The 26,235-nt window shown below is 72.0% G+C and carries 28 protein-coding genes and 2 tRNA genes; 13 read left to right on the plus strand and 17 right to left on the minus strand.

Annotated features, from left to right (window positions below):
* Nucleotides 1-118: 118 nt before the first annotated feature.
* Nucleotides 119-1,948: a tetratricopeptide repeat protein gene (locus HNR20_RS09475; protein WP_184178298.1), complete on the plus strand. Its 1,830-nt coding sequence runs from the start codon at nt 119-121 to the stop codon at nt 1,946-1,948.
* A gap of 50 nt (nt 1,949-1,998) precedes the next feature.
* On the opposite strand, the gene HNR20_RS09480 is transcribed toward HNR20_RS09475, so the two are convergent.
* Complete coding sequence (locus tag HNR20_RS09480; RefSeq protein WP_184178300.1) at nt 1,999-3,585, minus strand: MDR family MFS transporter; 1,587 nt, start codon at nt 3,583-3,585, stop codon at nt 1,999-2,001.
* A 112-nt stretch (nt 3,586-3,697) separates the two neighbouring features.
* Between HNR20_RS09480 and HNR20_RS09485 the strand changes: the two genes are divergently transcribed.
* A complete protein-coding gene (locus tag HNR20_RS09485) occupies nt 3,698-4,315 on the plus strand; it encodes a TetR/AcrR family transcriptional regulator (RefSeq protein WP_229687072.1) in 618 nt (205 codons plus the stop codon).
* 15 nt (nt 4,316-4,330) lie between these two features.
* Here HNR20_RS09485 and HNR20_RS09490 read toward each other — a convergent pair whose 3' ends face one another.
* Nucleotides 4,331-4,840, minus strand: coding sequence for a GNAT family N-acetyltransferase (locus HNR20_RS09490; protein WP_184178304.1), 510 nt, complete (start codon nt 4,838-4,840; stop codon nt 4,331-4,333).
* Entirely contained in the window at nt 4,837-5,058 is a 222-nt protein-coding gene (locus HNR20_RS09495; RefSeq protein ID WP_184188239.1) for a biotin/lipoyl-binding carrier protein, read from the minus strand. The genes HNR20_RS09490 and HNR20_RS09495 overlap by 4 nt, the downstream gene beginning before the upstream one ends.
* A 221-nt stretch (nt 5,059-5,279) precedes the next feature.
* On the opposite strand from HNR20_RS09495, the gene HNR20_RS32850 reads away from it, so the two are divergent.
* On the plus strand, nt 5,280-5,354 hold the full coding sequence (locus HNR20_RS32850; RefSeq protein WP_369814844.1) for a 50S ribosomal protein bL37: 75 nt from the start codon (nt 5,280-5,282) through the stop codon (nt 5,352-5,354).
* 123 nt (nt 5,355-5,477) lie between these two features.
* Here HNR20_RS32850 and rsrA read toward each other — a convergent pair whose 3' ends face one another.
* The 5 genes from rsrA to HNR20_RS09525 form a co-directional block, all read right to left on the minus strand.
* On the minus strand, nt 5,478-5,765 hold the full coding sequence (gene rsrA / locus HNR20_RS09505; RefSeq protein WP_030336658.1) for a mycothiol system anti-sigma-R factor: 288 nt from the start codon (nt 5,763-5,765) through the stop codon (nt 5,478-5,480).
* 1 nt (nt 5,766) lies between these two features.
* Nucleotides 5,767-6,594, minus strand: coding sequence for a sigma-70 family RNA polymerase sigma factor (locus HNR20_RS09510; RefSeq protein ID WP_184178308.1), 828 nt, complete (start codon nt 6,592-6,594; stop codon nt 5,767-5,769).
* A gap of 260 nt (nt 6,595-6,854) precedes the next feature.
* On the minus strand, nt 6,855-7,475 hold the full coding sequence (locus tag HNR20_RS09515; RefSeq protein ID WP_184178310.1) for an alpha/beta hydrolase family protein: 621 nt from the start codon (nt 7,473-7,475) through the stop codon (nt 6,855-6,857).
* A gap of 52 nt (nt 7,476-7,527) precedes the next feature.
* The gene (locus tag HNR20_RS09520) at nt 7,528-7,920 is read right to left on the minus strand and encodes a WhiB family transcriptional regulator (protein ID WP_184178312.1); all 393 of its coding nucleotides are present in this window, start codon (nt 7,918-7,920) and stop codon (nt 7,528-7,530) included.
* Between the two features lie 198 nt (nt 7,921-8,118).
* Nucleotides 8,119-8,820, minus strand: coding sequence for an SOS response-associated peptidase (locus tag HNR20_RS09525; RefSeq protein ID WP_184178314.1), 702 nt, complete (start codon nt 8,818-8,820; stop codon nt 8,119-8,121).
* Between the two features lie 103 nt (nt 8,821-8,923).
* On the opposite strand from HNR20_RS09525, the gene aroA reads away from it, so the two are divergent.
* The 4 genes from aroA (at nt 8,924) to HNR20_RS09545 (ending at nt 13,118) form a co-directional block, all read left to right on the plus strand.
* Nucleotides 8,924-10,225, plus strand: coding sequence for a 3-phosphoshikimate 1-carboxyvinyltransferase (gene aroA / locus HNR20_RS09530; protein WP_184178316.1), 1,302 nt, complete (start codon nt 8,924-8,926; stop codon nt 10,223-10,225).
* 61 nt (nt 10,226-10,286) lie between these two features.
* Nucleotides 10,287-11,357, plus strand: a complete 1,071-nt coding sequence (gene rsgA / locus HNR20_RS09535; RefSeq protein ID WP_184178318.1) for a ribosome small subunit-dependent GTPase A — start codon at nt 10,287-10,289, stop codon at nt 11,355-11,357.
* Between the two features lie 28 nt (nt 11,358-11,385).
* Nucleotides 11,386-12,204, plus strand: coding sequence for a histidinol-phosphatase (gene hisN, locus HNR20_RS09540; RefSeq protein WP_184178320.1), 819 nt, complete (start codon nt 11,386-11,388; stop codon nt 12,202-12,204).
* Between the two features lie 59 nt (nt 12,205-12,263).
* Entirely contained in the window at nt 12,264-13,118 is an 855-nt protein-coding gene (locus tag HNR20_RS09545) for a DMT family transporter (RefSeq protein WP_221310349.1), read from the plus strand.
* A gap of 25 nt (nt 13,119-13,143) precedes the next feature.
* On the opposite strand, the gene HNR20_RS09550 is transcribed toward HNR20_RS09545, so the two are convergent.
* Complete coding sequence (locus HNR20_RS09550) at nt 13,144-14,343, minus strand: glycosyltransferase (RefSeq protein WP_184178324.1); 1,200 nt, start codon at nt 14,341-14,343, stop codon at nt 13,144-13,146.
* A gap of 225 nt (nt 14,344-14,568) precedes the next feature.
* On the opposite strand from HNR20_RS09550, the gene HNR20_RS09555 reads away from it, so the two are divergent.
* From HNR20_RS09555 to HNR20_RS09565, 3 genes are all read left to right on the plus strand, one after another.
* Nucleotides 14,569-15,570 carry an SDR family oxidoreductase gene (locus HNR20_RS09555; protein ID WP_184178326.1) on the plus strand — a complete coding sequence of 334 codons (1,002 nt, stop codon included), beginning with the start codon at nt 14,569-14,571 and terminating at the stop codon, nt 15,568-15,570.
* A gap of 56 nt (nt 15,571-15,626) precedes the next feature.
* On the plus strand, nt 15,627-16,397 hold the full coding sequence (locus tag HNR20_RS09560) for an ATP-binding protein (RefSeq protein WP_229687074.1): 771 nt from the start codon (nt 15,627-15,629) through the stop codon (nt 16,395-16,397).
* Nucleotides 16,398-16,486: 89 nt separating this feature from the next.
* Nucleotides 16,487-17,059, plus strand: a complete 573-nt coding sequence (locus HNR20_RS09565; RefSeq protein WP_184178330.1) for a DUF5709 domain-containing protein — start codon at nt 16,487-16,489, stop codon at nt 17,057-17,059.
* 65 nt (nt 17,060-17,124) lie between these two features.
* On the opposite strand, the gene HNR20_RS09570 is transcribed toward HNR20_RS09565, so the two are convergent.
* Together HNR20_RS09570 and macS are read right to left on the minus strand one after the other, a co-directional pair.
* Nucleotides 17,125-17,778, minus strand: a complete 654-nt coding sequence (locus tag HNR20_RS09570; protein WP_184188242.1) for a response regulator — start codon at nt 17,776-17,778, stop codon at nt 17,125-17,127.
* A 14-nt stretch (nt 17,779-17,792) separates the two neighbouring features.
* The gene (gene macS / locus HNR20_RS09575) at nt 17,793-18,932 is read right to left on the minus strand and encodes a MacS family sensor histidine kinase (protein WP_184178332.1); all 1,140 of its coding nucleotides are present in this window, start codon (nt 18,930-18,932) and stop codon (nt 17,793-17,795) included.
* Between the two features lie 120 nt (nt 18,933-19,052).
* On the opposite strand from macS, the gene HNR20_RS09580 reads away from it, so the two are divergent.
* Nucleotides 19,053-19,508 (plus strand): ATP-binding protein, encoded by a 456-nt coding sequence (locus HNR20_RS09580; RefSeq protein ID WP_184178334.1) that lies wholly within the window; start codon nt 19,053-19,055, stop codon nt 19,506-19,508.
* Nucleotides 19,509-19,619: 111 nt separating this feature from the next.
* On the opposite strand, the gene HNR20_RS09585 is transcribed toward HNR20_RS09580, so the two are convergent.
* Nucleotides 19,620-20,558, minus strand: coding sequence for a ribose-phosphate diphosphokinase (locus HNR20_RS09585; RefSeq protein ID WP_184178336.1), 939 nt, complete (start codon nt 20,556-20,558; stop codon nt 19,620-19,622).
* A gap of 102 nt (nt 20,559-20,660) precedes the next feature.
* On the opposite strand from HNR20_RS09585, the gene glpK reads away from it, so the two are divergent.
* Complete coding sequence (gene glpK, locus HNR20_RS09590) at nt 20,661-22,145, plus strand: glycerol kinase GlpK (RefSeq protein ID WP_184178338.1); 1,485 nt, start codon at nt 20,661-20,663, stop codon at nt 22,143-22,145.
* A 15-nt stretch (nt 22,146-22,160) separates the two neighbouring features.
* Here the strand turns inward: glpK and HNR20_RS09595 are convergent, their stop codons facing one another.
* Nucleotides 22,161-22,994 (minus strand): phosphoribosylaminoimidazolesuccinocarboxamide synthase, encoded by an 834-nt coding sequence (locus tag HNR20_RS09595; protein ID WP_184178340.1) that lies wholly within the window; start codon nt 22,992-22,994, stop codon nt 22,161-22,163.
* A gap of 137 nt (nt 22,995-23,131) precedes the next feature.
* Between HNR20_RS09595 and HNR20_RS09600 the strand changes: the two genes are divergently transcribed.
* Entirely contained in the window at nt 23,132-24,463 is a 1,332-nt protein-coding gene (locus HNR20_RS09600; RefSeq protein ID WP_229687075.1) for an ABC transporter substrate-binding protein, read from the plus strand.
* Nucleotides 24,464-24,520: 57 nt separating this feature from the next.
* Here HNR20_RS09600 and HNR20_RS09605 read toward each other — a convergent pair whose 3' ends face one another.
* The 4 genes from HNR20_RS09605 to HNR20_RS09620 form a co-directional block, all read right to left on the minus strand.
* On the minus strand, nt 24,521-24,772 hold the full coding sequence (locus HNR20_RS09605; RefSeq protein WP_184178344.1) for a hypothetical protein: 252 nt from the start codon (nt 24,770-24,772) through the stop codon (nt 24,521-24,523).
* A 154-nt stretch (nt 24,773-24,926) separates the two neighbouring features.
* Nucleotides 24,927-25,000 (minus strand) — tRNA-Met (locus HNR20_RS09610).
* Between the two features lie 155 nt (nt 25,001-25,155).
* Nucleotides 25,156-25,229: transfer RNA gene (locus HNR20_RS09615), tRNA-Met, on the minus strand.
* An 84-nt stretch (nt 25,230-25,313) separates the two neighbouring features.
* Nucleotides 25,314-26,231 (minus strand): hypothetical protein, encoded by a 918-nt coding sequence (locus tag HNR20_RS09620; RefSeq protein ID WP_260321805.1) that lies wholly within the window; start codon nt 26,229-26,231, stop codon nt 25,314-25,316.
* Nucleotides 26,232-26,235 lie beyond the last annotated feature (4 nt).

Here is a 26,235-nt window from a genome sequence, read left to right on the forward strand (position 1 = left end):
CTTTTTATCGTATCTCAGCAATCGAACGAGCAGGAGTGCGCAGGCGATCACCGAATGATCCCAATATCAACTACGCTTGCCCCGCCACACACGGTCTAGGTTGCGACGAGAGGACGACGTGCCCGAGGGAACGGACGACCCCGCGCTCTCCGCGACGGAGGAGCTGGCGCTGGCCCGGCTGGCACTCGACGAGGGCGACCTGCAGCACGCCGCCGGCCACCTCGCCGGCGCGTTGGCGCAGGCCCCCACCCTCCCGGAGGTGCACGAGACGCTGGCGCGGCTCGCCACGGCGAGCGGCGGTGGCCTCGACCTCTTCCCGATCAACCACCACACCTTCGTGGGTGCGGTCGTCGCCCGCGCCCATCTGCTCGCCACCGTCGGCCGCCCCGCCGAAGGGTTGGAGCTGCTGGCCGCGGCGACCGCGTACGCGCCGGGCGTCCAGTGGGCCGGCGTTCCGTGGGTCACCGCGCCCGAGTTGGCCGAACGGCTGACGCCGGAGCACATCGCCCGCATCCTCATGCAGATCTGCGCCTCGCTGCCCGACCCGGTGCCGCGGGTCGGCCGGGACGCCCTCACGCCGTACCTCACGCTGGCCCACAACGCGGTCACCGTCCACCCCGAGCACGGTCTGCTGCTGGGCGCGGCGTCCGCGCTGGCCCGGCGTCTCGGTGAGGCCGCGCTCGCGGTCCGCTGGGCCACCCGAGGGGTACGCGCACAACCGTCGAAGATGGGCGAGGTCTGGCTCGGGTACGCGTACCGCAGCGCGGGCCGGACCCGCGACGGCCTCGCCGCCCTCGGTCGGGCCGTGGAGCTGGACCCCGACGACCTGGCGATCTACGCGGACATCGCCGGCACCCTGGCCGAGATCGGCCGGCTGGACGAGGCGCTGGAGTGGACCGAGCGGGCGCTGGCGCGCGACCCGTCGTTCGACTGCGCGGTGCACACCGCCCACCGCCTGCGGCACCAGCGCGACGGCGACCTGGCCCACCTGGTCGCGCTCGCCGACTTCGTCCGCGACCACCCCGACGACAGCCACGAGCACGGTGACCTGGCCCAGTGCTGCCGAGGCCGGCCCTGGCTCGGCCAACTGACCCCGGCCGGCGGTCCACTCGTCGACGCGATGCGCCAGGCGGTGGCCGATGACGACAACGGTCTCGGCAACGCCGTACGCCTACCCGCCGCCGCCCCGCCGAGCGCCGTCCGGACGGCGACGTCCACTGCTCCCGGGCTGCGGATCGACATCGTCGGAACGCCGGACCCGGACCCCCGCGAGCCCCGACGGGCGTCCGCCCAGCGGTTGTGGCACTACGCGGACAACGTCCCCACGCCCGCGCTGCCGGCGCCCTCGGCGACGGCGGTCGAACGGATCGGGCAGATCGCGCACCCGGCGTGGCCACACCCACCGGCGGCGTACGACGCGGCGGTGGGCCTGGCCGGTCTCGACGTTGCCGACCTGCTCGGCCTGCTGGTGCACCCACCGGCGGCGCCGGCCAACGCGGTGGGTCGGCTGCTGGCCGCCCACGACCCGTCGGTCTGGGTCCGTGGTGTGCAGGTGTGGGCCTGCCTGGGGCTGCTGCACCACCGCACCGACGAGCCGTGGGAGGGGTCGACCCGGCGCCGCGTGCTGCTCGACCTGATCTGGGACGTCGAGGACTGGGTCACCGAGGCGGCGTTGTTCGCCCTGGTCACCGCCGCCTGGGTGGACCCCTCGGTACGGTCGGACGTGGCGCGGGTGGTGGCGGATCGGCTCGCCGACGCGGCCGCCGTGGCTCGGGCCCGACCGGTCCCGATCGCCGTCTCGCTGGCTCACCTGGCGCTTGCCGCCCCCGAGCTGGACCCCGCCACCGCGGCACTGGCCACCGAACTGATCGGCACCCGATCCCCTCGACTCCCCCGCCCGCGCAACCCCCTCCGTCGCCTCTGGCAACGCCTCACGCGCCACAACTGACCGCGCCGCGCCGGCCCGGAGGGCAGACGCGGCGCGGCAGGTGTGTCGGGTCAGGCGACGGAGGCCTTGCCGAGGGCGATCTCGGCTTCCTCCTCCGGGGTGGCCTGCGGCGGCGCCTCGTTGGCGGTCCGCAGCGGGATCTCCTTGATGAACCAGGCGAGCACCGGGATCGCGATGGTGAACACCACCGCCCAGAGGAAGACGTGCGAGATCGCGTCGGAGAGGCCACCGAGCACCAACTCGCGCGCCTGGGCGGGGAGCTCCTTGAGCTTCGCCAGGTCCATTCCGGCGCCGCCGGACTCGCCGCCGAAGGCCCGTCCGCCCTCGGAGCTGGCCAACCGGTTGGCGAAGATCGCGCCGAACAGCGAGATGCCGAACGAGCCGCCGATCGACCGGAAGAACGTCGCCGCGCCGCTGGCCGCGCCGAGGTCCTTCTGCTCCACGCTGTTCTGCGCGATCAGCATCGAGGTCTGCATGAGGAAGCCCATGCCGACGCCGAGCACGACCATGTACAGCGAGGACATCACCTTGCTGGTGTCGGTGTCGAGCATGGACAGCAGCGCCATGCCCGCGGTCATCACCACACCACCGATGATCGGGTACGCCCGGTACTTACCGTTCTTGGTGATCGCCCGGCCGATGACCAGCGAGACGACCAGCATGCCGAACATCAGGGGCAGCAGCAGCAGACCACTGTTGGTCGCCGACGCTCCCTGCACGGTCTGCTGGTAGAGCGGCAGGAAGTTCATCGCGCCGAACATCGCGAAGCCGAGCAGGAAGCCGATCACCGAGATCAGCGCGAAGTTGCGGTTGGCGAAGAGCGCCAACGGGAGGATCGGCTCCTGGACGCGACGCTCCACCAGGCCGAAGGCCACCAGCGCGAGCACACCCAGCACGGCCAGGCCGAGGATCTGCGGCGACGTCCAGTCGTACTCGTTGCCACCCCAGGTGGTGATGAGCACGATCGCGGTGATGCCGACCGAGAGCAGCCCGGCGCCGAGCCAGTCGATCCGGTGCTCGGTGCGGTACTTCGGCAGGTGCATGGTGGTGATCAGCACGAGCAGCGCGACCCCACCCAGCGGCAGGTTCACGTAGAACGCCCAGCGCCAGGAGAGGTGATCGGTGATGAAGCCACCGGCCAGCGGGCCGGCGACCATGGCGATGGCCATGATGCCGGCGATCATGCCCTGGTAGCGCCCACGCTCGCGGGGCGGGACCAGGTCACCGATGATCGCCATCACGCCGACCATGAGCCCACCGGCACCGAGGCCCTGCACGGCCCGGAAGGCGATGAGCTGAACCATGCCGTCCTGCGGGCCGCCGAGCATCCCGGAGCCGGCCATGCCACAGAGGGCCGAGCCGACGATGAAGACGACGACCGAGGTCAGGAAGACCGACTTGCGGCCGTAGAGGTCACCGAGCTTGCCCCAGATCGGGGTGGAGACGGTGGTGCCCAGGACGTACGCGGTAACCACCCAGGTGAAGTGGTTGAGGCCGCCGAACTCGCCGACGATCCGCGGTAGCGCGGTGCTGACGATCATGTTGTCGAGCATCGCGAGCATCATCGCGATCATCAGCCCGAACAGCACGACCCGTATGTTGTTGGGTCGTACGCCGGTCTGGGTTGCCTGAGTCATGGGTAAGCTCCCCCCGAGAATTGCCACACTTACTTGCCGCCCGGCTAGTCACCTTACTAGCCGCACGGTAAGTTGGGTAACAAGCGACGGTCAAGCCAATTGGGGGGCGTGCGTGAGGGAGAGCACAGGCGGGACGCGGGAGCGGATCAAGACCGTCGCGCTCGAACTCTTCACCGAGCAGGGGTACGAGAAGACCTCGCTTCGGGAGATCGCCGAACGCCTCAATGTCACCAAGGCCGCGCTCTACTACCACTTCAAGAGCAAGGACGACATCGTCGCCAGCTTCGTCGAGGACCGACTGGAGCAGATGGACGCGCTGAACGCCTGGGCCGAGACGCAGCCGGCCACCCTGGCCACCCGGCGCGAGCTGATCTCCCGGTACGCCGACACGATGTTCGACGGCACCCAGCCGTCGGTGATGCGCTTCTTCGAGCAGAACCAGACCGCGCTCAAGAGCCTCGCCGCCGGTCAGCAGATGCGCGGTCGGATGATGGAGCTGGCCAACGCGCTCTGCCGGGGCGACAGCTCCCCCGCCGCCCAGCTCCGCGCAGCGCTGTCACTGTTCGCGGTGCACAGCAGCTGGTTCGCGGTCCGCGCGCCGGGCATCAGCGACGACGATCGCCGCAAGCTCGCCCTGGATGTGGCCGACGAGCTGCTGGCAGCCATCGGCACCGAGCCCGACGAGGCCGCGGAGCCCGACCGGGGCGCGGCCCCGACCGACCCGGGCTGATCGGTCGCCGGCGGGTCAGACGCGCGTCAGGTCCAGTCGCAGGCCGAGCAGGTCCACGTCCACCGCCGGCGACCAGTCCTTCTCCGGCGCGCGGACGAACCCGAGCCGCGAGTAGAGCCGGTGCGCCGAATCGGCCATCCCGGCCCGGACGCAGATCACGACCGCCGTGCAGCCCAGCTCGGCCGCGCGCTCGACGCACGCCTTGGCCAGCGCGGCACCGACGCCCCGCCCCTGAGCGCCCGGGTCGACCGCGAGCATCCGGAACTCCGCCTCGCCCGGCCCGGACAACTCGGCGAACGGGGTGCCCGGCAGCACGAAGGTCACCGAGCCGAGCACCGCGTCGGTCACCTCGTCGACCGCTACCAGCACCTCGCCGCTGCCGGCCCGGGTCGACACGTCGGCCAGCACCGTGCCGTACCCGTGTTCGCCCTTGAGCTGGCCGTCCGCCTCGTAGGCGGCCACGGTCAGCCGGGCAACCGCCGGGAAGTCGGCCGGCTCGGCAGGACGAACCCGCAGCCCGCTCAAGCGATCACTGCGATCAGGTCGCCGTCCTGCACGACGTCGCCCTCATGCACGGCGAGCTGCTGGATCACGCCATCGGACTCGGCGATGACCGGGATCTCCATCTTCATCGACTCGAGGATCACCAGGGTGTCGCCCTCGGTCACAGTGTCACCCGCCGTGGCGACGACCTTCCAGACGTTCGCCACCATCTCGGCGCGGATCTCCTCGGCCATGTCCAGGCCCTCCCTTTTCGCGATGTGCCTGCCGACGTATCCAATCATGCGGCTGCCGGCGATGGACGCGCAGCGGCACGGCCCGGATAGCCGGCCCGCCCTGGGGAAGGCGGCGGGTGTCGACCGCACTACCATCAGCGGGTCGGACCCGATGCCGGACCGCCGGTGGGCACACCGGCGCCGAGGTCGTCCGCAGAACGGATCCGACCCATCACGAGGAGGTCAGCATGGCGAAGAAGTCCCGCAAGAAGAAGGCCCGTAAGAAGAGCGCCGCGAACCACGGCAAGCGTCCCAACTCCTGAACGAGTCGGCGGGCCGGCGGCCCGTCACCGATCAGCTTGACCCGGCCGACGCCGGATACACCGGTGGCCCGGGTCGACATCGACCCGGGCCACCGGTCTTGGTCCGTCAGATACGACCGACGCTCAGTCGGCCAGCTCGCGGGAATCACTGGTCTCGAAGACCACCAGCTCGGTGAGCTTGACCCGCAGTCGCTCGCGCAGCTCGTCCGGCGCGGTCTCGTTGCCGCAGCAACGAGCCACCAGCGCCCGCACCTCCTGCTCGAGCCCGTACTCGCGCAGGCAGGGCCCGCACTCGTCCAGGTGGTGCCGGATCAGCGAGCGCCGCTCGTCGGCGCACTCCAGATCCAGGTAGAGGTAGACCTCCGCGAGCACTTCGCGGCAATCCGTCTCGTGCGGCTCCCCACAGCTCACGTCACACCTCCCGGCCGGCAGCGGCGGCAGTCGAGCCCTTCGATGAGCGGGCCGCACTGAAGCCCCGCTCCCCGGCGTAGCGCTCGAGCAGCTTGCGCAGATTACGACGCCCCCGGTGCAGACGCGACATCACGGTGCCGATCGGCGTACCCATGATGTCCGCGACCTCCTTGTACGAGAAACCCTCGACATCGGTGAGGTAGACGGCCAGGCGGAACTCCTCCGGCAACTGCTGGAGGGCCTCCTTGACGTCGCTGTCCGGCAGCCGGTCGAGTGCCTCGGTCTCGGCGGAGCGCAGCCCACTCGAGGTGTGCGACTCGGCCTCGGCGAGCTGCCAGTCGGTGATCTCCTCGGTGGGCGCCTGGATCGGCTGGCGCTGCCGCTTGCGGTAGGAGTTGATGTAGGTGTTGGTCAGGATCCGGTAGAGCCAGGCCTTCAGGTTCGTGCCCTGCTCGAACTGGTGGAAGGCCGCGTACGCCTTCAGGTAGGTCTCCTGGACCAGGTCCTCGGCATCCGCCGGGTTGCGCGTCATCCGCAGCCCAGCAGCGTAGAGCTGATCGACGAATGGCATCGCGTCCCGCTCGAATCGGGCCCTGCGCTCGTCCGTCTTCTCGGTGGTCAACCGCACATCCCCTCGCGTCGGATGCTTCCCCGCCGAGGATACGCGCACGGACCTGCCCGCAGATTCACTTCCGGCCGGTGTGCCCGTGCTCACCGCACCCACCCCGCCCGGTCCCGCCGTCGCGGGCCAATCCGGGCCATCCAGCAGTTGCTTCAGCTGCCGGGCGTCCCGTTCGTCCCGTTCCAGACTCCGTGTCTCGGTCGGCACCGTTCACCCCCCTCGCAGAAAAGTCGTCCGGGGGTTGTAACGCGAGATGACCACTTTTGCATTCCGGCCCACCCTCCCGTTCCTGGTCCCGGCCCCGACGGCGGCCGGCGCTGGGACCAGGAAGGGCCTGGGAGGACTGGTATCGCCTGTCCGGTTCGGGCCGGCGGCACCAACGGATGCAACGACCCGCGCCCGGCACCGGAAACGGTCGTCCGGGCGAGCCGGGGTCGGCCGGCCGCGGCGCGCCGGAGCGCACCGGATCAGTCGGGCGCGGCCCAGCCCTGGGCGCGCAGCCAGTCTCGTACGAGGGCAGCGGTGCCGCCCGGATCCCGCCGCAGGTCGTGCGTCTCCCCCGGACGGGTCAGCACCTGCACGGCCGGCCCCGGTTGCGGCGTCCCGAACGGGTCCCGGTCGCCGTTGACGACCAGCGTCGGCAGGCCGGTGTCCAGTTCGGCGGCCCGTGAGCGCTCCGGCCGCCCGGGCGGATGCAGCGGGAAGGCCAACGCGACCACGCCCACCGCGCCCACCGCACGGGCCGTCCGGCAGGCCACCCGTGCGCCACTGGACCGACCACCCACCAGCACCGTCGGCACGTCGGCGTGCCGGTCACGCAGCACGGCGAGCACCGCCGTCCAGGCCTCGTCGAGATGCCCCGCCGGTGCCGGCGCACGCCGACCGGCGACCCGGTAGGGCTGGGTCACCCGGACCACCGCCAGGCCGGCCGCGACCGACGCGTCCCGGACCGCGAGCAGGTCGGGGGCGTCGACGCTGCCGCCCGCGCCGTGCCCGAGCACGAGCAGAGCGGTGGCGGGGCGGGCCGGCAGATCGGTGTCGATCCGCGCCGAACCTCGCGGCGTGGTGATCTCGTCGCTGGGTAGCACCGACCCATTCTGCGCCGCCCGGCCAGGCGACGGGTGCGGACCGGCCCTCCGATCAGCTCAGCGGGACCAGGGTGAGCAGGCGGTCCCGCACCGGCGGGCCGGCGTCGTCGATGGCGTCCGGGTCCGGTTCGACTTCGCCGCGCCAGGCGACAAGCATCGCCCGCCGCTCCCGGGGCGTGGTGGCACCCCAGACGCCATGGCAGTCACCGACGTCGAGGGCCCAGGCCAGGCAGGACCCCTGCACGTCACAACTGCGGCACAGCGCGACGGCGGCGTCGGCCGGCTCGTTCGGTGCCGGAAAGAATGTCTCCGGATCGACCGCCTGGCATGTGCCTCTGGTGCGCCACGCGTCGTCCTGTCGCCGATCGCGGACGGCCCGCAGCAGTCGCGGATCTCGCCGCGCCGCGGCCACCTCGTGCGGCCGAGGCATACGCGCCCGTGTCATCCACCCACCTCCCCCGTGGGACCGGCAAGATCTGTGGACGTCGTCCGCCCCGTGCGAATCGACGACCACTACCGGCGCGCTGTGTTCTATCGCACTTCGCAACACCGGGACAAGGGTCTGCCGGGAACATGACTGAACAGCCAGGAGACGAATCGAGCGCAACCCTGGCAAATCGGCACCCGACGATGCGCTTCGACCTCAGAACAGAGTCAACTCCTGTGGAGTCACCGCCGGCACCCGTGCCGTCAGGTGCGGCCCGTCGTTACGCACATCGCCCACCGCCGCCCCCACCGGGCGAATTTCCAACCCGGCGAGCCACTCCGCCGACGGCGGGGTGAGCAACCGCTCCGGCTCGTCGGTCGGCGCCAGCCACGACGACCAGCGCTCGGGCGGCAGCAGCACCGGCATCCGGTCGTGCACCTCGGCCAGGTCGCCGAGCGCCGCGGTGGTCAGCACGCTGAAGGTGAGCCGGGTGTCGGCGTCGGACCCCCAGACCGACCAGATGCCGGCCAGGGCGAGCACCGAGCCGTCGTTGGGGGTCATGTAATAGGCCTGCCGCCCACCGTCGGGCTGGCGGACCCACTCGTACCAGCCGTCGGCCGGGACCAGACAGCGGCGGCGGGAGAACGACCCGGCGTACGCCCGGCTGGTGGCCACCGTCTCCGCCCGCGCGTTGATCATGCGGGCTGCCCCGGCGGCGGAGCGGGACCAGTGCGGCAGCAGACCCCAGCGACCGACGCAGAGACTGCGATGCCCCTCCGGGCTGACCCGGACCAGCGGCACCGGGTCGGTGGGCGCGACGTTGTGATCCGGTCCGAGCAGGCCGTCCGTGTCGTCGGACGACTCGAACAGCGCGCTCAGCTCGCCGGAGCTCCGGGTCGTCGCGTACCTGCCGCACATGAGCCACACGCTAACGCGTCGGGGACCCCGTCGGCTGTCCCGCCAACCGGGAGTACGACCGCCGGTTTCCGCCGTCCACCGGCCGACACGGCAGAATGTAACCGTGGGGAACCTGATCGCGACCCGGCCGCCGCAGCCGTGGACCGCACCGACCGCATCCGACCCGGTGACGGCGACGCTGCGTCTGCCCGGCTCCAAATCGATGACCGCGCGCGCCCTGGTGCTCAGCGCGCTGGCCGCCGGCCCGTCGACGCTGGCCGGGCCGCTACGCGCCCGCGACACCGAGCTGATGGCCTCCGGCCTGCGGGCGATGGGCGCACACGTGTCGATCAGTGACGACGAGCGCTGGCTGGTCCGGCCGCACCCACTGGTCGGCCCCGCGCACGTCGACGTGGGCCTGGCCGGCACCGTGATGCGGTTCGCGCCGCCGGTGGCCGGGCTGGCCGACGGGCAGGTCACCTTCGACGGCGACCCCCATGCCCGCACCCGACCCCTCGGCCCGCTGGTCGGTGCGCTGCGCTCGCTTGGCGTCCGGATCGACGTCACCGGCGCGGGCAGCCTGCCGCTGACCGTGTTCGGCACCGGCCGGGTCACCGGGGGTGAGGTGGTGATCGACGCGTCCGCCTCCAGCCAGCTCGTCTCCGGGTTGCTGCTGGCCGCCCCGCGCTTCGACCGCGGCGTCGTGGTGCGGCACGTCGGCCCGCCGGTGCCGTCCGCGCCGCACCTTCGGATGACGGTGCAGATGTTGCGTGCCGCCGGAGCGGCCGTCGACGACAGCACCCCTGACGTGTGGACCGTCGAGCCGGGCCCGCTCACCGGGCGCGGCTGGGACATCGAACCGGACCTCTCCGGCGCGGTGCCGTTCTTCGCCGCCGCCCTGGTCACCGGCGGCGAGGTGACGCTGCAGGGTTGGCCACACAGCAGCGCGCAGCCGGTCGAGCAACTCCGCTCGTTGCTGCAACGGATGGGCGGCGAGGTCACCCTCTCCACCAGCGGGCTGACCGTCCGGGGCACCGGTGTGGTGCACGGCCTGACCGCCGACCTCTCCGACGTCAGCGAGCTGACCCCTGCGCTGACCGCACTGGCCATGCTGGCCGACTCTCCGTCGGTCTTCACCGGCATCGGGCACATCCGTGGCCACGAGACCGACCGGCTGACCGCGCTCGCGCGCGAGTTCACCGCGCTCGGGGCGGACATCACCGAGGCGCCGGACGGGCTGGAGATCCGGCCCCGGCCGCTGCGCGGCGGGGTGTTCCGCACCTACCAGGATCACCGGATGGCTCACTCCGCCGCGGTGGCCGGGCTCGCCGTTCCCGGCATCGAGGTGGACGACGTGGGGTGTACCTCCAAGACCATGCCCGAGTTCCCGGCACTATGGTCAGCGATGGTGACCGGCAAGAGCTGACGCGAGAAGAGGACAGGTCCTGGCGACCAAACGGCGGGAGTACGACGAGGACGACGTACGGGTGCGACCCGGGAAGTCGTCGCGCCCGCGTACGCGCACCCGACCTCAGCACGCCGACGCCGTGGACGGTTTCGTCATCGCCGTCGACCGGGGGCGCTACCAGTGCGTGCTGGCCGGGGCCGAACGCGGCGTGGTGGGGGCCGAGCTTCCCACGGTCACCGCGATGCGGGCCCGTGAGCTGGGCCGCAAGTCGGTGGTGGTCGGCGACCGGGTCAGCCTGGTCGGGGATACGTCCGGGGCGGAGGGCGCCCTCGCCCGCATCGTCCGGATCGCCGAGCGCCGCTCGGTGCTGCGCCGCACCGCCGACGACGACGAGACCACCGCCGAGGGCCGGCTGGAGCGGGTGGTGGTGGCCAACGCCGACCAGTTGGTGATCGTCAGCGCGCTGGCCGATCCGCCGCCGCGCACCGGGTTCATCGACCGCTGCCTGGTGGCCGCGTACGACGCGGACGTCGAGCCGCTGCTCTGCCTCACCAAGGCCGACCTGGCCGGCCCGGAGGAGGTGCTGGGCTACTACACCGAGCTGGAGCTGCCGTACGTGCTCAACCGCCCCGACTCCGACCTGGGCGCACTGCGCGCGCTGCTCGGCGGCCGGGTGTCGGTGCTGGTCGGGCACTCCGGGGTGGGCAAGTCGACCCTGGTCAACCGCCTCGTCCCGGACGCCCTGCGCGCCGTCGGCGTGGTCAGCGCGATCGGCCGTGGCCGGCACACCTCCACCAGCGCGGTGGCGCTGCGGTTGCCACCGGTGCCCGGGGTCGACACCGATCCCGGCTGGATCATCGACACTCCCGGGATCCGCAGCTTCGGGCTGGCGCACGTCTCGGCCGACAGCCTCCTGCACGGCTTCCCGGATCTGGTCGAGGGCACCGTCGACTGCCCGCCCAACTGCCAGCACACGGCCGACGAGGCCGCCTGCGGGTTGGATGCCTGGGTGGCCGCCGGCAAGGCGGACCCGCGCCGGCTGGCCTCGTACCGTCGGTTGCTCGCCTCCCGCGCCGGCGAGGGTGACTCGCGCGGCGAGAGCGACCAGCGCGGGCCCGGCGAGGGTGACCGGCGCGGGCCCGACGAGTGAGCCGACGGGCGTCGGCTAGGTTGCCGGCATGACCGGGTACGCCGACGACCTCGCCCTCGCCCACCTGCTCGCCGACCGGGCCGACGCCATCGCCACAGCCCGGTTCCGCGCGCTCGACCTGCGGGTCGAGGCGAAGCCCGACCTGACCCCGGTCTCGGACGCGGACACCGCCGTGGAGCGGGAGATCCGCGCCCTGCTGGCCGAGCACCGGCCGAACGACGGGCTGCTCGGCGAGGAGTACGGGACGCGGCCGGCCAGCGACCCGGACGGCCGTCGTTGGATCATCGACCCGATCGACGGCACCAAGAACTTCGTCCGAGGTGTGCCGGTCTGGGCCACCCTGATCGCGCTCTACGACGGCGACCGGCCGGCGGTCGGCGTGGTGTCCGCGCCGGCGCTGGGCCGGCGCTGGTGGGCGAGCGCGGGCGCGGGCGCGTACGCCGGGCCGGGCCCTGCCGACGGTGAGCGGATCGGGGTGTCCGCCGTGCAGCGGATCGCCGACGCCAGCTTCTGCTACTCGTCGCTGGACGGGTGGGAACGGACCGGCCGGCTCGACGCGATGCTCGACCTGATGCGCGCCAGCTGGCGCAGCCGGGCGTACGGCGACTTCTACGGTTACATGCTGCTGGCCGAGGGCGCACTGGACGTGATGGTCGAGCCGGAGCTGTCGCTGTGGGACGTGGCGGCGCTGGTGCCGATCGTCACCGAGGCGGGTGGCACGGTCACGGATCTGTCCGGTCGACCGGCCCCGGCCGGTGCCCCTGGCACCGACAGCAGCCTGGTGGCCACCAACGGTGTACTGCACACCGACATCCTCATCCGGCTCGATCCTCCAGCCGAGCGCTGACTGCCGGTTACCTCTATCCTCGCCAGGTGGTCTCCTCCGGCTGGTGCTTCCTCGCGGCGATGATCGTCGCGTACGGCGTCGCCAACCTCCTCCAGTCGGTGGCCGCGGCCCGCACCACGGTCCACCACACCTTCGATCCGGGCCTGCTGCTGCGCCTCGCCGGGCACCGGACGTACCTGGTCGGTCTGAGCTGCCAGATCGGCGGTTTCGTGCTCGCCTTCCTGGCCCGCCGGGACCTGCCGCTGTTCCTCGTGCAGGCGAGCGTCGCGGCCGGGCTCGGAGTGACCGCCATCCTCGGCGTGCTGGTGCTCAAGTGGCGGCTACCGGTGGCGGAGGTGGTGCTGCTGGCCCTGCTCTTCGCCGGGATCACCGCGCTGGTGCTGTCCGCCCGGCCGGCGCCGTCGCGGCAGCTCGGCACCGGTGGGGCGATCGCTCTGCTGGTGGCGCTCGGCGTCATCGCGGTGCTCGGTGTGTTCGCCGTCCGGCTGCGCGGGGCACCGGGTTCGGTGGCCCTCGGCTCGCTGGCCGGGTTGGCGTTCAGCTCGGCGGCGGTCGCCGCTCGTCCACTGGCGTCCGCGCCGTCCGCCGAGGCGTTCCTCGCCGACCCGCTGTTCTACCTGCTGATTGCCCACTCGATCGTCGGTCAGCTCCTGCTCGGTCTGGCCATGCAGCGTGGCTCGACGACAGCCGCGGTCGCCGCCATGGACGCCGCCGGGGCGGTGCCGGCCGCGATCGTCGGCCTGCTGCTGCTCAACGACAAGATCTGGCCGGGGAGGGAATGGCTGGCCGCGGCCGGTTTCCTGGTCACCCTGGCCGCGGTGATCGGGCTGACCCGGTACGCCGAGCCGCAGCAACAACGCTCGGTGGCGCGCCGCCGCAGCCAGGCAATGGTCGCCGCCGGCCGGCCCGGCTGACGGTACGGCCGTCCGACAGCCCGCCTCAGGCCTCGACCGGCTTGCGGCGGCTCACCACCCGCTCGTAGAGGCGTTCCAACGCGCCGGCGGTGCGCTCCCAGGTGTAGCTGCTGCGCACCCGGTCAACGGCGGCGTGCCCGTACGCGAAACGGCCGGCGTTGTCGGCGAGCAGTCGGCGCAGCGAGACTCCGAGCGCCCGTACGTCGCCGGGGGGCACCAGTCGGCCGGTGACCTCGTCGACGACGGCGTCCGCCAGGCCGCCCATCGCGTAGCCGATCACTGGCACGCCGCAGGCCATCGCCTCCAGCGAGACCCGTCCGGCCGAGGAGTAGTGCGGGGTGCAGGCGACCACGTCCGCCGACCGGTACCAGGTGGCCATCTGGTCGTGCGGCACCGCCCCGACGAGCCGTACCTGGTCGATGACACCGACCTGCTCGGCCAGCTCGCGCAGCCGTCGCGCCTCCGCGTGGTTGACCAACTGGTCGGCCGACGGCCCACCGGCGATCACCAGCTCGGCGTCACCGACCAGACGCATCGCCCGGATCAGGTCCTCCTGCCCGTGCCCTGCGGAGAGTGAGCCCACCGAGAGGATGCGGGCCCGTTGTTCGCGCGGCGCCGCCTCGCCGTCGGGCTGGAACTGCTCGATGTCCACCCCGGCCGGCACCAACGCGACCGAGCTGCGTTGCAGACCCATCCGGGTGAGCTCGTCGACCTCGTCGTTCGACTGGGCCACGGCGATGTCCACCGCCCGGGTCAACGCGCGTTCCAGGGTGATCCGCTCCCCCGGCCCGTCGTAACCACCGCCCAGGTGGCGCAGCTGCTCGACGCCGAGCGAGTGGAAGGTCTGCACCACCGGGATGTCGGTCTCCCGGACGGCGTGCGCGGCGGCCAGGCCACCGACCCAGTAGTGCCCGTGCACCACCTCGGGCCGCCAGGCACCGGACCACTCGTCGGCCAGCCAGCGGCCGAATTCCGTCACGTACGGGATGAGCTCGGCGGTTGGTAGTGGGGTGGGCGGGCCGGCGGGCACCTGGTGCACCTGGTAGCCGTCCACGTCGACCATCGCCGGCAGCCCGGGGGCGTCCTGGCGATCGTAGAGGCGGACGTCGTGGCCTCGATCGGCCAACTCGGCGGCGACCCGCGCGATGTGCTGCCGGGTGCCGACCGGTGGACCGTCGGCATGGCGGTACGAGCTGGCGTGCGCGCAGACGAGGCCGACGCGCATGGGTCACCTCCCTGCGATCTTTCCTCGGCGGTGGTCCTCCCGTTTCAGAGCGTCCCATTAACCTCGGGACCCGGAGTCGAAACCTGGCAGATCGGGAACAGTCCCCGCAGGTGCCACCGACGCTTGCGCCACGGCAAGCACAACAGCCACATTTCGCGCCGCTCCCAGAGTGATCAACAATCGGTCCCTGGTATGAGCAGGCCCGGGCGGGGGTACCGATCAGGAATGCCGCTGACCCGCAGCCTTGACGATTCGACCGTGGTGATCACCGGCGCGTCCAGCGGGATCGGCACGGCGACCGCGTACGCGTTGGCCCGCCGCGGTGCCGCCGTCGTCCTGGCCGCCCGCAGCGAGGCGGCCCTACGAGAGGTCGCCCAGCGCTGTTGGGAGTTGGGCGGACGGGCACTGGTCGTGCCGACCGACGTGACCGACCTGGAGTCGGTGCGACGGCTGGCCGATCGGGCAGCGGCCGAGTTCGGGCGGATCGACGCCTGGGTGAACAACGCCGCGGTGAGCGCGGTGGGCCTGTTCGACGAGATTCCGGTCGCCGAGTTCCGCCGGGTGCTGGAGGTCAACCTGCTCGGGGCGGTGCACGGCATCAAGGCCGCACTGCCGTACCTCAGCGCGGCCGGCGGCGGTGTGCTGGTCAACAACGCCTCGGTGCTGGCCGAGGTGGCCATGCCGTACCAGTCGGCGTACAACGCCACCAAGCACGGCATCCGAGGGCTGGCCGACACGGTCCGGCAGGAGCTGCGGGTCACCGGTCGCGGTCAGATCTCCGTCTGCACCGTGCTGCCCGCCACCATCGACACCCCGTTCTTCCGGCACGCGGCCAACTACAGCGGACGTGAGCTGGTGCCACCGCCCCCGATCTACCCGCCGGAGGTGGTCGCCGAGACCATCGTCCGGTTGCTACGCCGGCCCCGCCGCGAGGCGTACGCCGGTGGCGCGGCCCGGCTGCTCGGCCTGCAGTGGCGGCTGGCGCCCGCGCTGTTCGAGCGCACCCTCGGCTGGTACGCCCACCGCACCCAGTTCGGTCCGGGCGCTCGGTCGGACAGCAGCGGCAACGTGTTCCACGCCGACGCCCAGGCCCAGCGGGACGGCGGCTGGCACGGCCGACGGCGTCAGTTGGTGCGGATGACCGCCGCGTTCGGCCTTGCCGCCGCCGGCACCGCGGTCGGCACGATGGCGGCGATCAACCGCCGATCCCGGTCGGACGGCCGATGACCGACATCGAGCGCCCGAATGCGCGAACTGTCACTGACGCGCACAATGGGGCGATCATGTCGAGCTGCCTCGTGGAGATCGACGGTTCGTCGGTGGTGATCCGGCTGACCGGGGTGCTCGACGCTGCCGAAGCCGAGGCGGTGCGCGGCGCGCTGCTGGCCCGACTCTGCGACCGACCGGGCCCGGTGGTGGCCGACGTGACCGGGCTGCGGGTCGTCGACCCGGCGGGGCGCGGCGTCTTCGGCGAGGTTCGCCGGGAGGTCGCCGACTGGCCTGCCGCGGATCTGCTGCTGTGTGACCCTGCGGTGGACGGGCCCGACCAGGCGGACGCGCCGCTGGCCGGTGTGCCGGCCTCGCCGACCATGTTGGCCGGCGTGCCGGCGTGGCCGACTCTGGACGGCGCGCTGGCCGCGGTCGCGGCGGCGCCGCTGGCGGCGGTGCTCACCGCCGAACTGGCGCCGACGGTGGGAGCGGCTCGGCAGGCCCGCGAGCTGGTCACCACCGGTTGCCAGTGCTGGGGCCTGTCGGCGCTCATCGACCCGGCGTGCATCGCGATCACCGAGATGGTCAACAACGTGGTGGCGCACGCCCAGACTCCGATGACGGTGCGGGTGGCTCCCCAGGGCAGCACCCTGCACGTGGCGGTCCGCGACTACTCCCCGCTCCGGCCGACGTTCGCCGGTCTGTCCCCGCCGACCCGGGTCGGCGGCCGAGGGCTGCTCCTGATCGACACGTTGGCCCGTCGCTGGGGCAGCAGCGCCGTACCGGACGGCAAGGTCGTCTGGTGCGTGCTGCACCCGGACGACGAGGCCGCGGCATCCGAGTGACGGGGCTTTTCGCCTCGGGTGCCGGTTTCGGCAGGGCATGGCCGGCGGCGCTTCGGTTATGGCGGCAGGGCAGCGGGTAGTGATCAGACATGCGCGACAACGAGTACCCGACCCCCGTGTCCGACACCGAGGCGCAAGGGCTGCCCGACACCGCCGATGACGACTCGACCGCCCACGACGATGTGCTCACCGGGCGCGAGGCGGACGGCCCGGACCCGGCCCAACTGCCCGGCGACCGGACGCCGGTGGCGGTGGACCGGTTCGGTACGACCGCCGAGGAGCAGCTCGACGGTGAGTCGTTGGACTACAAGCTCGACCGGGAGGTCTACGAGCGTCCGGCGGACGACCCGCTGGCCGGGACGATCGACCCGAAGATCGCCTTCGAGGCCGACAACCTGGAGGCCGCGGCGGAGGCCCAACTGGACGCCGACGTGATCGACCCCGGGCCCACCTCGGACCCGAACTCGCCGGTCTCCCTCTACGACCACGGCCAGCTCGGCACGGTCGCCGACGCCACGGTGGGTCGGCTGGTGGAACCGGACGAGGGGTCGCACACCGACCAGGAGACCGACTCGGTGGCGTACGACGCCGGTTCCGCTGGTGGCGGGGCGACCGCCGAGGAGCTGGCCATCCACGAGACGGAGCCGCCGCGCTCGGTCTGACCCCCGGTCCGTCAGTCGGCTCGGTCTGACCCCGGTCAGTCAGTCAGCTCGGTCTGACCCCCGGGTCAGTCGTCCAGGCCGCGTTCGATGGCGTACCGGGTCAGCTCGACGCGGTTGTGCAGTTGCAGCTTGCCCAGGGTGTTCTGCACGTGGTTCTGCACAGTGCGGTGCGACAGCCCGAGCCGCTGCGCGATCTGCTTGTAGGACATGCCCTTCGCCACCAGCCGCAGCACCTCGGTCTCCCGGTCGGTGAGCTGGGGCGTTGCGGGTCCCGCGCTGCCGGTCGGGTCGGTCCCCCGCCCCGGCCCGGCGGCGAGCCGGCGGTACTCGCCGAGGACGAGCCCGGCCAGGCCGGGGGTGAAGACCGCGTTGCCGGCCGCGGTGCGGCGGACCGCGTCGAGGAACTCGGCGGGGGCGGTCGACTTCATCAGGTAACCGGTGGCCCCCGCCTTGACCGCGTCCAGCACGCTCTGCTGTTCGCCGCTGGCGCTGAGCATCAGCACCCGCACGTCGGGCAGGGCCGCGCGCAGCCCGAGGATCACCTCGACGCCGGAAATGTCCGGTAGTTGCAGATCGAGGACGACCACGTCGGGCCGGGCGGCGGCGGCCACCCGGATGGCCTGTCGCCCCTCCCCGCTGGTCGCCACCACCAGGAAGCCCGCCTCGGTCAGGTCCCGGGCCACGCCCTCACGCCACATCGGATGGTCGTCGACCACCATCACCCGGGTCGGGTTCACCGCGGTGTCCTCGGCACGGTCAGCTCGATCTCGGTGCCCGCCTCGGGGGCCGACACGATTCGCACCGTCCCGCCAAGCTCCGCCACCCGGCCCCGGATCGACTGGGTCACGCCGAGCCGGCCCTGGGCTGCCGCCTCGGCCAGCCGGCCGTCCGGGATGCCCGGCCCCTCGTCGCGGATCGACACGGTCACCGTCGCCCCCTCGTCCTCGATCAGCACCCAGGCCCGCCCGCCGGCGTGCCGCCCCACGTTGTCGAGCGCCGCGCCGGTCGCGGCGGCCAACTCTCCGGCCACCCGCCGAGGCAACGGCACCGGGGTGGCCGGGGCGGAGAGCGCCACCGCCGACGAGGCGTACCGGCCGAGGAGAGTCCGCAGGTCCACCGCGGCGGCCTCGGGGCCGTCCGGGTTCACGACAGCGGTCGGGTTGCCGCCGGCGATCAACGCCCGCAACGCGACCTCCTGCTCGCCGGCCAGCCGAGCCAGCTCGCCGGCCTCGCCGGGCAGGTCAGCGCCACGCCGCTGCACCAGCGCCAGCACCTGGAGCACCGAGTCGTGGATGCCACGGGCCAGCCGCTCCCGCTCCCGGGTGGCGGCCTCCAGTTCCACCGCGCGCTGCAGCCGTTCCTCGGCGCCCGCCGCGAGCCGGGCCACGTGCCCGACCACCACTCCGGCGAGCAGCATCAGGATCACCCCGGTGAACGAGGACTGGCCGATCCGCTCCCGGGTGGCCAGGTCCGCGCCGGCCACCAGCAACGCCGCGATCGTGCCTCGCCGTCGGCCGCCCGAGACGGCCCAGGCCAGCACCGGGCCGGCCATCCAGGCCACCCCCATGGTGGGTACGCCGGTGGCGAGCGCCGCCCGTCCGACCACCCACGGGGTGGCCAGCACGACGGCCAGCACCACCCCGAGGTCGGCCAGCAGCAGCGGCCAGCGCCGCCAGGCCGGTCGGGCGTACCCGATCGCGGTCACCCCGGTCCAAATGATCATCAGAAGGAGCAGGGCGCCGACGGCGTACGGGTGGGCGTACCGGTCGGAGTCGCGGATCGCGAGCACACACACGTACGCCAGGGACGCCAGCCGGAAGACCGCGAGCGCGCGCCACAGCGGCACCTCGAATCCACCTGGCGGCGACGGCATGGCGGTCAGGATGCCACAACCGGGCCAGTGGCACGGCGAGCAGCGAGTGCGGTTCGGGAAACCCTGACGTACGGTGGAAAAGCCGCGAAGTACTCCGAGATCCGCCGCCGGGACGGGCCCATGACGAACGCAGATCCGCACGCACCGCGTACGGTTGTGCCCATCGAACCTGCCCTCCTGATCGCCGATGCCTTCGACCAGGCCCAGGTGACCGAGATTCGACACTCGGTCACCTCCTGTGCGCACGCGTCCGGGCTCACCGGCCAACGGCTGGACGACTTCGTGCTCGCGATCAACGAGTTGATCACCAACGCGGTGCGGCACGGCGGGGGCCGCGGATGGCTGCGACTCTGGCACGAGTCGAGCCTGCTGGTGTGTGAGGTCGCCGACCACGGGCACGGGATCAGCCCGCAGCGGCTGGGCGACCGCACCAGGCCGGCCCCGGACACCGCTGGCGGCTGGGGCCTCTGGCTGGCCCGCGAGCTGACCGACGCCATGGAGGTCGTCACCAGCACCGCCGGCACCACCGTCCGCGTCACCGCCGGCCTCGTCAGCCACGACCACACCCCGCACTAACCCACCCCACCCCAGCCCGGCGATCTTGCACTTACTGTCTCGACGAATTGGGTAAACCCGCTCGTAACGGGGACAGAAACTGCAAGATCGCGGGGCCAGGGCGCGCGGAGGTCAGGCGAACAGCGCCGAGACGGATTCCCCGTTGTGGATCCGGCGCATGGCTTCGGCCAGGGCAGGGGCCACCGACAGAACCTGCAGTTTGGGGACCCGCTTGGCGGCCGGGATGGGCACCGTGTTGGTGCAGACGATCTCCAGGACGCCGTCCTGGTCGCTGAGCCGCTGCAAGGCGTCACCGGAGAAGAGCCCGTGCGTGCAGGCGAGGCGGATCGAACGGACCTTCAGGCCGCGCAGATGCTCCATCAGCTCGACTACCGTGCTGCCCTTGGCGATCTCGTCGTCCAGCACGATGACGTCCCGGTCGGTCACCTCGCCGATCACCGCGCTGATCTTGACCAGGTCGTCGCTGAACCGCTGCTTTGCCCCGGCCGCGACCGGCGTGCCGAGCAGCCGGGCGAAGGCCGCCGCCTCCTTGGCATTGCCCAGGTCGGGTGAGACCACCACGGTGTTGCTCAGGTCGTAGCGCCGGAAGTGGGTGGCCAACTCCCGCAGCGCGTGCAGGTGATCCACGGGAACGCTGAAGAAGCCGTGCACCTGCGGCGAGTGCAGGGTCATCGCGAGCACCCGGTCCGCCCCGGCCGACGTGAGCAGATCGGCGACGAGCCGGGCGCCGATCGAGATTCGCGGCGCGTCCTTCTTGTCCGAGCGGGCGTACGCGTAGTGCGGCAACACCACGGTGATCCGGCCGGCGGACGCGCCCCGCGCGGCGTCGATCATCAGCAGCAGCTCGACCAGGTTCTCCTGCACCGGCGGCACCAGCGGCTGGATCAGGAAGACGTCGCGCTCCCGGCAGTTGGCCTGCAACTGCACTTCCAGACAGTCGTTCGCGAACCGGGACACCCGCACCGGAAGCAGCGGCACCCCCAGGTGGGCGCAGATCTCGGCAGCAAGGTCGGGATGGGCAGTTCCACTGAAAACGGCGATGTCGCGCACGTTCGCACATCGTAGGCGAACCGGCCGAGGGCGGACGGCGGCGGGCCGAATCCCGCCGTGACGCCTGTCGCACCACGCCGCCGGTCCGGGTACGGTGCTGCGGTGACCCCCCAGTACGTCGCCGCCATCGACCAGGGCACCACCTCCTCGCGGTGCATCGTCTTCGACCGGGCCGGGGAGATCGTCGCCGTGGCCCAGCGCGAACACCGGCAGATCTTTCCCCAGCCCGGCTGGGTGGAGCACGACGCCGAGGAGATCTGGGACAACGTCCAGCAGGTGGTCTCCGAGGCGCTGCGGGCCGCTGGCACCGACGCGGCCGGGCTGGCCGCCGTCGGCATCACCAACCAGCGGGAGACCACCGTCGTCTGGGACCGGGCCACCGGCCGTCCGGTGGCTAACGCCATCGTCTGGCAGGACACCCGCACCGGGCCGCTGCTGCGCGAGCTGGCTTCGGCGTACGGCGAGGAGCGGTTCCGGGCCCGCACCGGCCTGCCGCTGGCCACCTACTTCGCCGGGCCGAAGCTGCGCTGGCTGCTCGACGAGGTCGACGGCCTGCGCGAGCGCGCGGAGCGCGGCGAGGTGCTCTTCGGCACCATGGACAGCTGGCTCATCTGGAAGCTGACCGGCGAGCACGTCACCGACGTGACAAACGCCAGCCGGACCATGCTGATGGACCTCACGACGTTGGACTGGGACCCGGAGCTGCTGGACGCGATGGGCGTCCCGGCAGCGATGCTGCCGGAGATCCGCTGCTCCGCCGAGGTGTACGGCCACGCCAGCGGCGTGCTCGCCGGAACGCCGGTGGCCAGCGCACTCGGCGATCAGCAGGCCGCCCTGTTCGGGCAGACCTGCTTCCAGCCGGGCGAGGCGAAGTGCACCTACGGCACCGGCAGCTTCCTGCTGCTCAACACCGGCGCCAGCCCGGTCCCGTCCACGCACGGCCTGCTGACCACGGTCGCCTACCGGATCAAGGGCCAACCGCCGGCGTACGCCCTGGAGGGCGCGATCGCGGTCACCGGCTCGCTGGTGCAGTGGTTGCGGGACAACCTCGGGTTGATCTCCACTGCCGCGGAGGTGGAGGAGTTGGCACGCACCGTCGACGACAACGGCGGCTGCTACGTCGTGCCGGCGTTCTCCGGGCTGTTCGCCCCGCACTGGCGCAGCGACGCGCGTGGCGTGATCGCCGGCCTCACCGGCTACATCACCAAGGGGCACCTGGCGCGGGCGGTGCTGGAGGCGTCGGCATGGCAGACCCGCGAGGTGGTCGACGCGATGGACGCCGACTCGGACGTGGCGCTGCGCCGGCTCCGGGTGGACGGTGGGATGACCGCCAACGGGCTGCTCATGCAGTTCCTCGCGGACGTGCTCGACGTGCCGGTGGTGCGTTCCCGGATCACCGAGACCACCTGCCTGGGCGCCGCGTACGCGGCCGGTCTGGCGGTCGGCTTCTGGCCCGATCTGGCCACCCTGCGGGCCCAGTGGCGCTCCGACGCGCAGTGGGAGTCGACCATGGCTCCGGAGCTGCGCGACCGGGAGCTGCACAACTGGCGCAAGGCCGTGCAGCGCACCCTCGACTGGGTGGAGTGACCGGCGGCCCGGCGGTCACTCCCAGCGGTTGCCGGTGAGCTTCTCGTAGACGTCGACGTAGCGCGCCCGGGTCGCCTCGACCACCTCGGCCGGCATGTCCGGGGCCGGGCCCTGCTTGTCCCAGCCGCTACCGGTGGCCCAGTCCCGCACGTACTGCTTGTCGTAGGAGAACTGCACCCGGCCCGGCTGGTACGACTCGGCCGGCCAGAACCGCGACGAGTCGGAGGTGAGCAACTCGTCGGCGAGGACCAGGGTGCCGTCCGGCGCCCAGCCCAGCTCGAGCTTGGTGTCGGCGACCAGGATGCCCCGGTCGGCGGCCAGCTCGGCACCGCGCCGGTAGACGTCGATGGTGATCTGCCGCAGTCGCTCGGCGGTGGCCTGGCCCACCTTGTCCACCACGTCGTCGTACGTGATGGGTTCGTCGTGCTCGCCCATCGGCGCCTTGCTCGACGGTGTGAAGATCGGCTCGGGCAGGATCGACGCCTCGCCGAGCCCTCGCGGCAGTGGTACGCCGGAGACGTTGCCGGTCTTCTCGTACTCCCGCAGGCCGCCACCGGTGAGGTAGCCGCGAGCGACGCACTCGACCGGGAGCATGTCCAGCCGCTGGCACCGGATGGCCCGCCCGGCGAACTCGGCAGGCACGTCGGTGGCCGAGATGACGTGGTTTGGCACCAGGTCGGCGAGCTGCTCGAACCACCAGAGCGAGAGTGCGGTGAGCAGGCGACCCTTGTCCGGGATCGGCGTCGGCAGCGCAACGTCGTAGATCGAGATGCGGTCCGAGGCGACCAGGATCAGATCGTCGCCGTCGGCGTAGACGTCCCGAACCTTGCCCGAGTGCAGAAGTTCCACGCGCGCTAGTACACCATGCGACAGCGGGAGGCCCGAGCCGACCACCCCGCCGGGGGTGACCGGACGGACGTTGACACCCTCGTGCGCTGACTGCGTGAATGGTCCGACCGACGACCCCGCAGGTCCAGGAGAGCCCCGTGCCCGTTGTTCGACCCCCGCTCGACCGCCTCGGCGCCGATCCGGGCCGGCGCCGACTGCTCGGCGCGCTGCTCGGTGCGCCCCTGCTCGCGTCCGGTGGGCTGGCAGGGTGCAGTGACGGCGCCGCCACGTCGACCCAGGACGGGCCGGTCGAGCTGTCGGTCTTCTGGTGGGGTGGCGCCAAGCGGGCCGAGCTCACCGAGAAGGCGCTGCGGCTCTACTCGGAGCGGAACCCCCGAGTCACCTTCCGCGTCACCTGGCAGGGTGCCGACGGCTACTACGACCGACTGGCCACCCAGGCGGTCGGTGGGAACGTCCCGGATCTGATCCAGATCGACGACTCGATGCTGACCGAGTACACCCAGCGGCAGATCATCCTCGACCTCACCGAGCAGGTCGCCGACCACCGCCTGGATCTACGAGGCCTGTCGGAGGGTCTGATCCGCTACGGCACGGTGGAGGGGCGGACGATGGCGGTGGCCGGCGGGCAGACCCACGCCGCCGTGGTCTTCAACCGGGACCTGCTGCGGGAGCTGCGCGTGCCGGAGCCACGCGGTGGAATGACCTGGGCCGAGTACGTCTCCTGGGCGGAACAGGTCACCGACGCCAGCGACGGCCAAGTGGCCGGCACCATGGACGCGTCCGGTGACTACCGGGCGCTCTGGCTCTGGCTGCGGTCGCAGGGTGGCGAGTTCTACCGGGGCAACCAGCTCGGTTTCGGCGCGGACGAGTTGATCGCGTGGTTCGAGCTGTGGCAGCGGGCCCGCAGTGGACGGGCCACACCGGGCGCGGCGCTGGTCGAGCAGGCCGACAGCGGGGAGCCGGCTCGGCAGCTGGTGGTGACCGGATTGACCGCCGCGTCCTTCGCCTGGTCGCACCAACTGCCGGAGCTGCAACGACTCACCGAGTCCGAGTTGGGCATCGTCGGCCTCCCCGGCCCGACGGGCGCACAGTGGGCGCGGGCGTCGATGTACTGGGCGGCGTTCCGGGGCACCCGCCACCCGGACGCCGTCGCCGACGTGATCAACTTCTTGACCACCAACGGCGAGGCCGGCACCGTCCTCGGCCACGAGCGTGGGCTGAACCCCAGTCTTCCCGTCCGCCGCTACGCCGAGGGCAGCATCACCGACCCGGCCCAGAAGCGTGTCGCCGCGTTCGGCGCCAGCATCGACGACCTGCTCGGGCCGGCGCCGGCGCCACCGCCCAAGGGGCACCCCAAGGTGCGCACCCTGCTGGTCACCGCCGCCGAGCGCATTCGCGTCAAGCGCGACGGCACCCGTGAGGCCACCGCGCGCTTTCTGTCCCAAGCCATCGCGGCCCTCGCGGCGTGAGCACCGGCGGCCGGCCCGGGGCCGGCCGCTGGTGACCTGTCGTTGCCTTCGGCCCGGTCAGCGGGGCGGACCGCCCCGACGGTTGCGGGTCAGACGCAGCACCAGGAACACGATGATCGCGACGACCACCAGGCAGCAGAGCAGGCCGATGAAACCGAAGCCGCTGCTGCCGCGTCGCCGCCGGGCGGCCTCCACCACCAGCTCGCCGGTGCCCGTGGACGCCCACGCCGCGACGGGCACGAAGACCGCGAGTACGACCGCACCGAGGACGGCGCTCAGCCGGCCCCACCACTTACCAAAAGAAGACATGTGCCCATCCTCGCCGAAGGGCGCAACCTGGGCACGTCGGTCCACACCGAATCATGGGATCGGGAGCTCTGTGCCGGTGAGCAGACCGCGCCCGGAAAGGATCGAAGCCCCGCCCCCAAATCATGGGGCGGGGCTTCGATCCGCACTGCCTTTGTAGCGGGGACAGGATTTGAACCTGCGACCTCTGGGTTATGAGCCCAGCGAGCTACCGAGCTGCTCCACCCCGCGTCGACTGGTTAACCTTAACCCATCCGTCCCGGCGATGATCAGCGGGGGTCGCCAACCGCTGCGGACGCCCGTGCCCAGGAATCGCGCGCCGCCAGGAATGTCGAAAGCCCGCCTCCGGTAATCCGGAGACGGGCTTCGAACTGATATTTCTCTCGTAGCGGGGACAGGATTTGAACCTGCGACCTCTGGGTTATGAGCCCAGCGAGCTACCGAGCTGCTCCACCCCGCGTCGGCTCGATAACCGTAGCGCACCACCCCCGGGCCCCGCAAAACGACATCCGAATCCGCCGGATCGCGGTCCGGCACACCGAGGTCACCCAAGCCAGGCCTCGATGGCGGCGACCGCTCGGCGACTGTCCGCGTCGACCTGTGTCCGCGGGCTGGACCCGGTCTCCCAGCCGATCTCCCAGAGGACGGTCACGACGTCACCGACCCGGATCACGCGAACCAGCCGGACCTCGTCCCCGCCGGTCGGGTCGCCGTTGACGTCCAGGTTCGGCTTCCGCGTCTCGAACAGCACCGACTCGTCGCCGTACCCGTCGCTGCCGAGCAGTCGCTGCCTGCTCACCACCGACGCGTCGCCGGCCGGCGTCTCCTGCTCCGGGCAGTCGCGCACCGCCCGGCGCAGCTCGTCGATCGCATCGTCGGCACGCCCGGCCCGGTAGATGGTGATGGTGTTCCGGTAGGTGCCATCCTCGCCGACGCTGCCATCCGCTGGGTTCTTGGCCGGAGTTTCCGCCAGCTTGTAGACCAGGGACCGGGCCCGACGCTGCACGATCGCCGACTCGCTCGGGTAGCGGGCGTCGCACAGGCCCGGCAGCACGTCCCCATTGAGGAACCTCGGGCTGATGGTGGTCTGGTTCGCCGACGCGAGAGCGAAGAACGCCCGATCCGGGATGCTCACCGGAGTCTCTGGTGGCGACGCGCTGGTGACACGCGGAGACGCGGGAGTCGTACCCGGGGGTCGGCCGGGCGTGGTCGGCGGGGCGGACGGCGACGCGGCAGTCGCACTGGGTGCGGGGATCGTCGGTGTGTCGGCCGGCGAGGGTGTGGTTCCCGGCGGCGGCGTGGCGACCACCTGGGTGCCGATCGCCACGCCACCCACCACCAGCGCCACGGCGAGGGTGCCTCCGGCAGCGCGGAGCCGGGCCCTCCTGTCCGCCCGCCGCCGCAGGACGTCGGGGACGCCCAGGTCGCAGGCGTCGGCGGCGGCGGCGAGGCGCTGATACATCTCA

Source organism: Micromonospora parathelypteridis, from assembly GCF_014201145.1.
Classification (GTDB): Bacteria; Actinomycetota; Actinomycetes; order Mycobacteriales; family Micromonosporaceae; genus Micromonospora; species Micromonospora parathelypteridis.

Bases quoted from the DNA above. Each gene is read 5' to 3' on its own strand.
- HNR20_RS09480 (WP_184178300.1), bottom strand. From the start codon at position 3,585: ATGACTCAGGCAACCCAGACCGGCGTACGACCCAACAACATACGGGTC.
- HNR20_RS09520 (WP_184178312.1), bottom strand. From the start codon at position 7,920: ATGACACGGGCGCGTATGCCTCGGCCGCACGAGGTGGCCGCGGCGCGG.
- HNR20_RS09525 (WP_184178314.1), bottom strand. From the start codon at position 8,820: ATGTGCGGCAGGTACGCGACGACCCGGAGCTCCGGCGAGCTGAGCGCG.
- hisN (WP_184178320.1), top strand. From the start codon at position 11,386: ATGACCGGGTACGCCGACGACCTCGCCCTCGCCCACCTGCTCGCCGAC.
- HNR20_RS09545 (WP_221310349.1), top strand. From the start codon at position 12,264: ATGATCGTCGCGTACGGCGTCGCCAACCTCCTCCAGTCGGTGGCCGCG.
- HNR20_RS09550 (WP_184178324.1), bottom strand. From the start codon at position 14,343: ATGCGCGTCGGCCTCGTCTGCGCGCACGCCAGCTCGTACCGCCATGCC.
- HNR20_RS09555 (WP_184178326.1), top strand. From the start codon at position 14,569: ATGCCGCTGACCCGCAGCCTTGACGATTCGACCGTGGTGATCACCGGC.
- HNR20_RS09560 (WP_229687074.1), top strand. From the start codon at position 15,627: ATGTCGAGCTGCCTCGTGGAGATCGACGGTTCGTCGGTGGTGATCCGG.
- HNR20_RS09565 (WP_184178330.1), top strand. From the start codon at position 16,487: ATGCGCGACAACGAGTACCCGACCCCCGTGTCCGACACCGAGGCGCAA.
- HNR20_RS09570 (WP_184188242.1), bottom strand. From the start codon at position 17,778: ATGGTGGTCGACGACCATCCGATGTGGCGTGAGGGCGTGGCCCGGGAC.
- macS (WP_184178332.1), bottom strand. From the start codon at position 18,932: ATGCCGTCGCCGCCAGGTGGATTCGAGGTGCCGCTGTGGCGCGCGCTC.
- HNR20_RS09580 (WP_184178334.1), top strand. From the start codon at position 19,053: ATGACGAACGCAGATCCGCACGCACCGCGTACGGTTGTGCCCATCGAA.
- HNR20_RS09605 (WP_184178344.1), bottom strand. From the start codon at position 24,772: ATGTCTTCTTTTGGTAAGTGGTGGGGCCGGCTGAGCGCCGTCCTCGGT.
- HNR20_RS09620 (WP_260321805.1), bottom strand. From the start codon at position 26,231: ATGTATCAGCGCCTCGCCGCCGCCGCCGACGCCTGCGACCTGGGCGTC.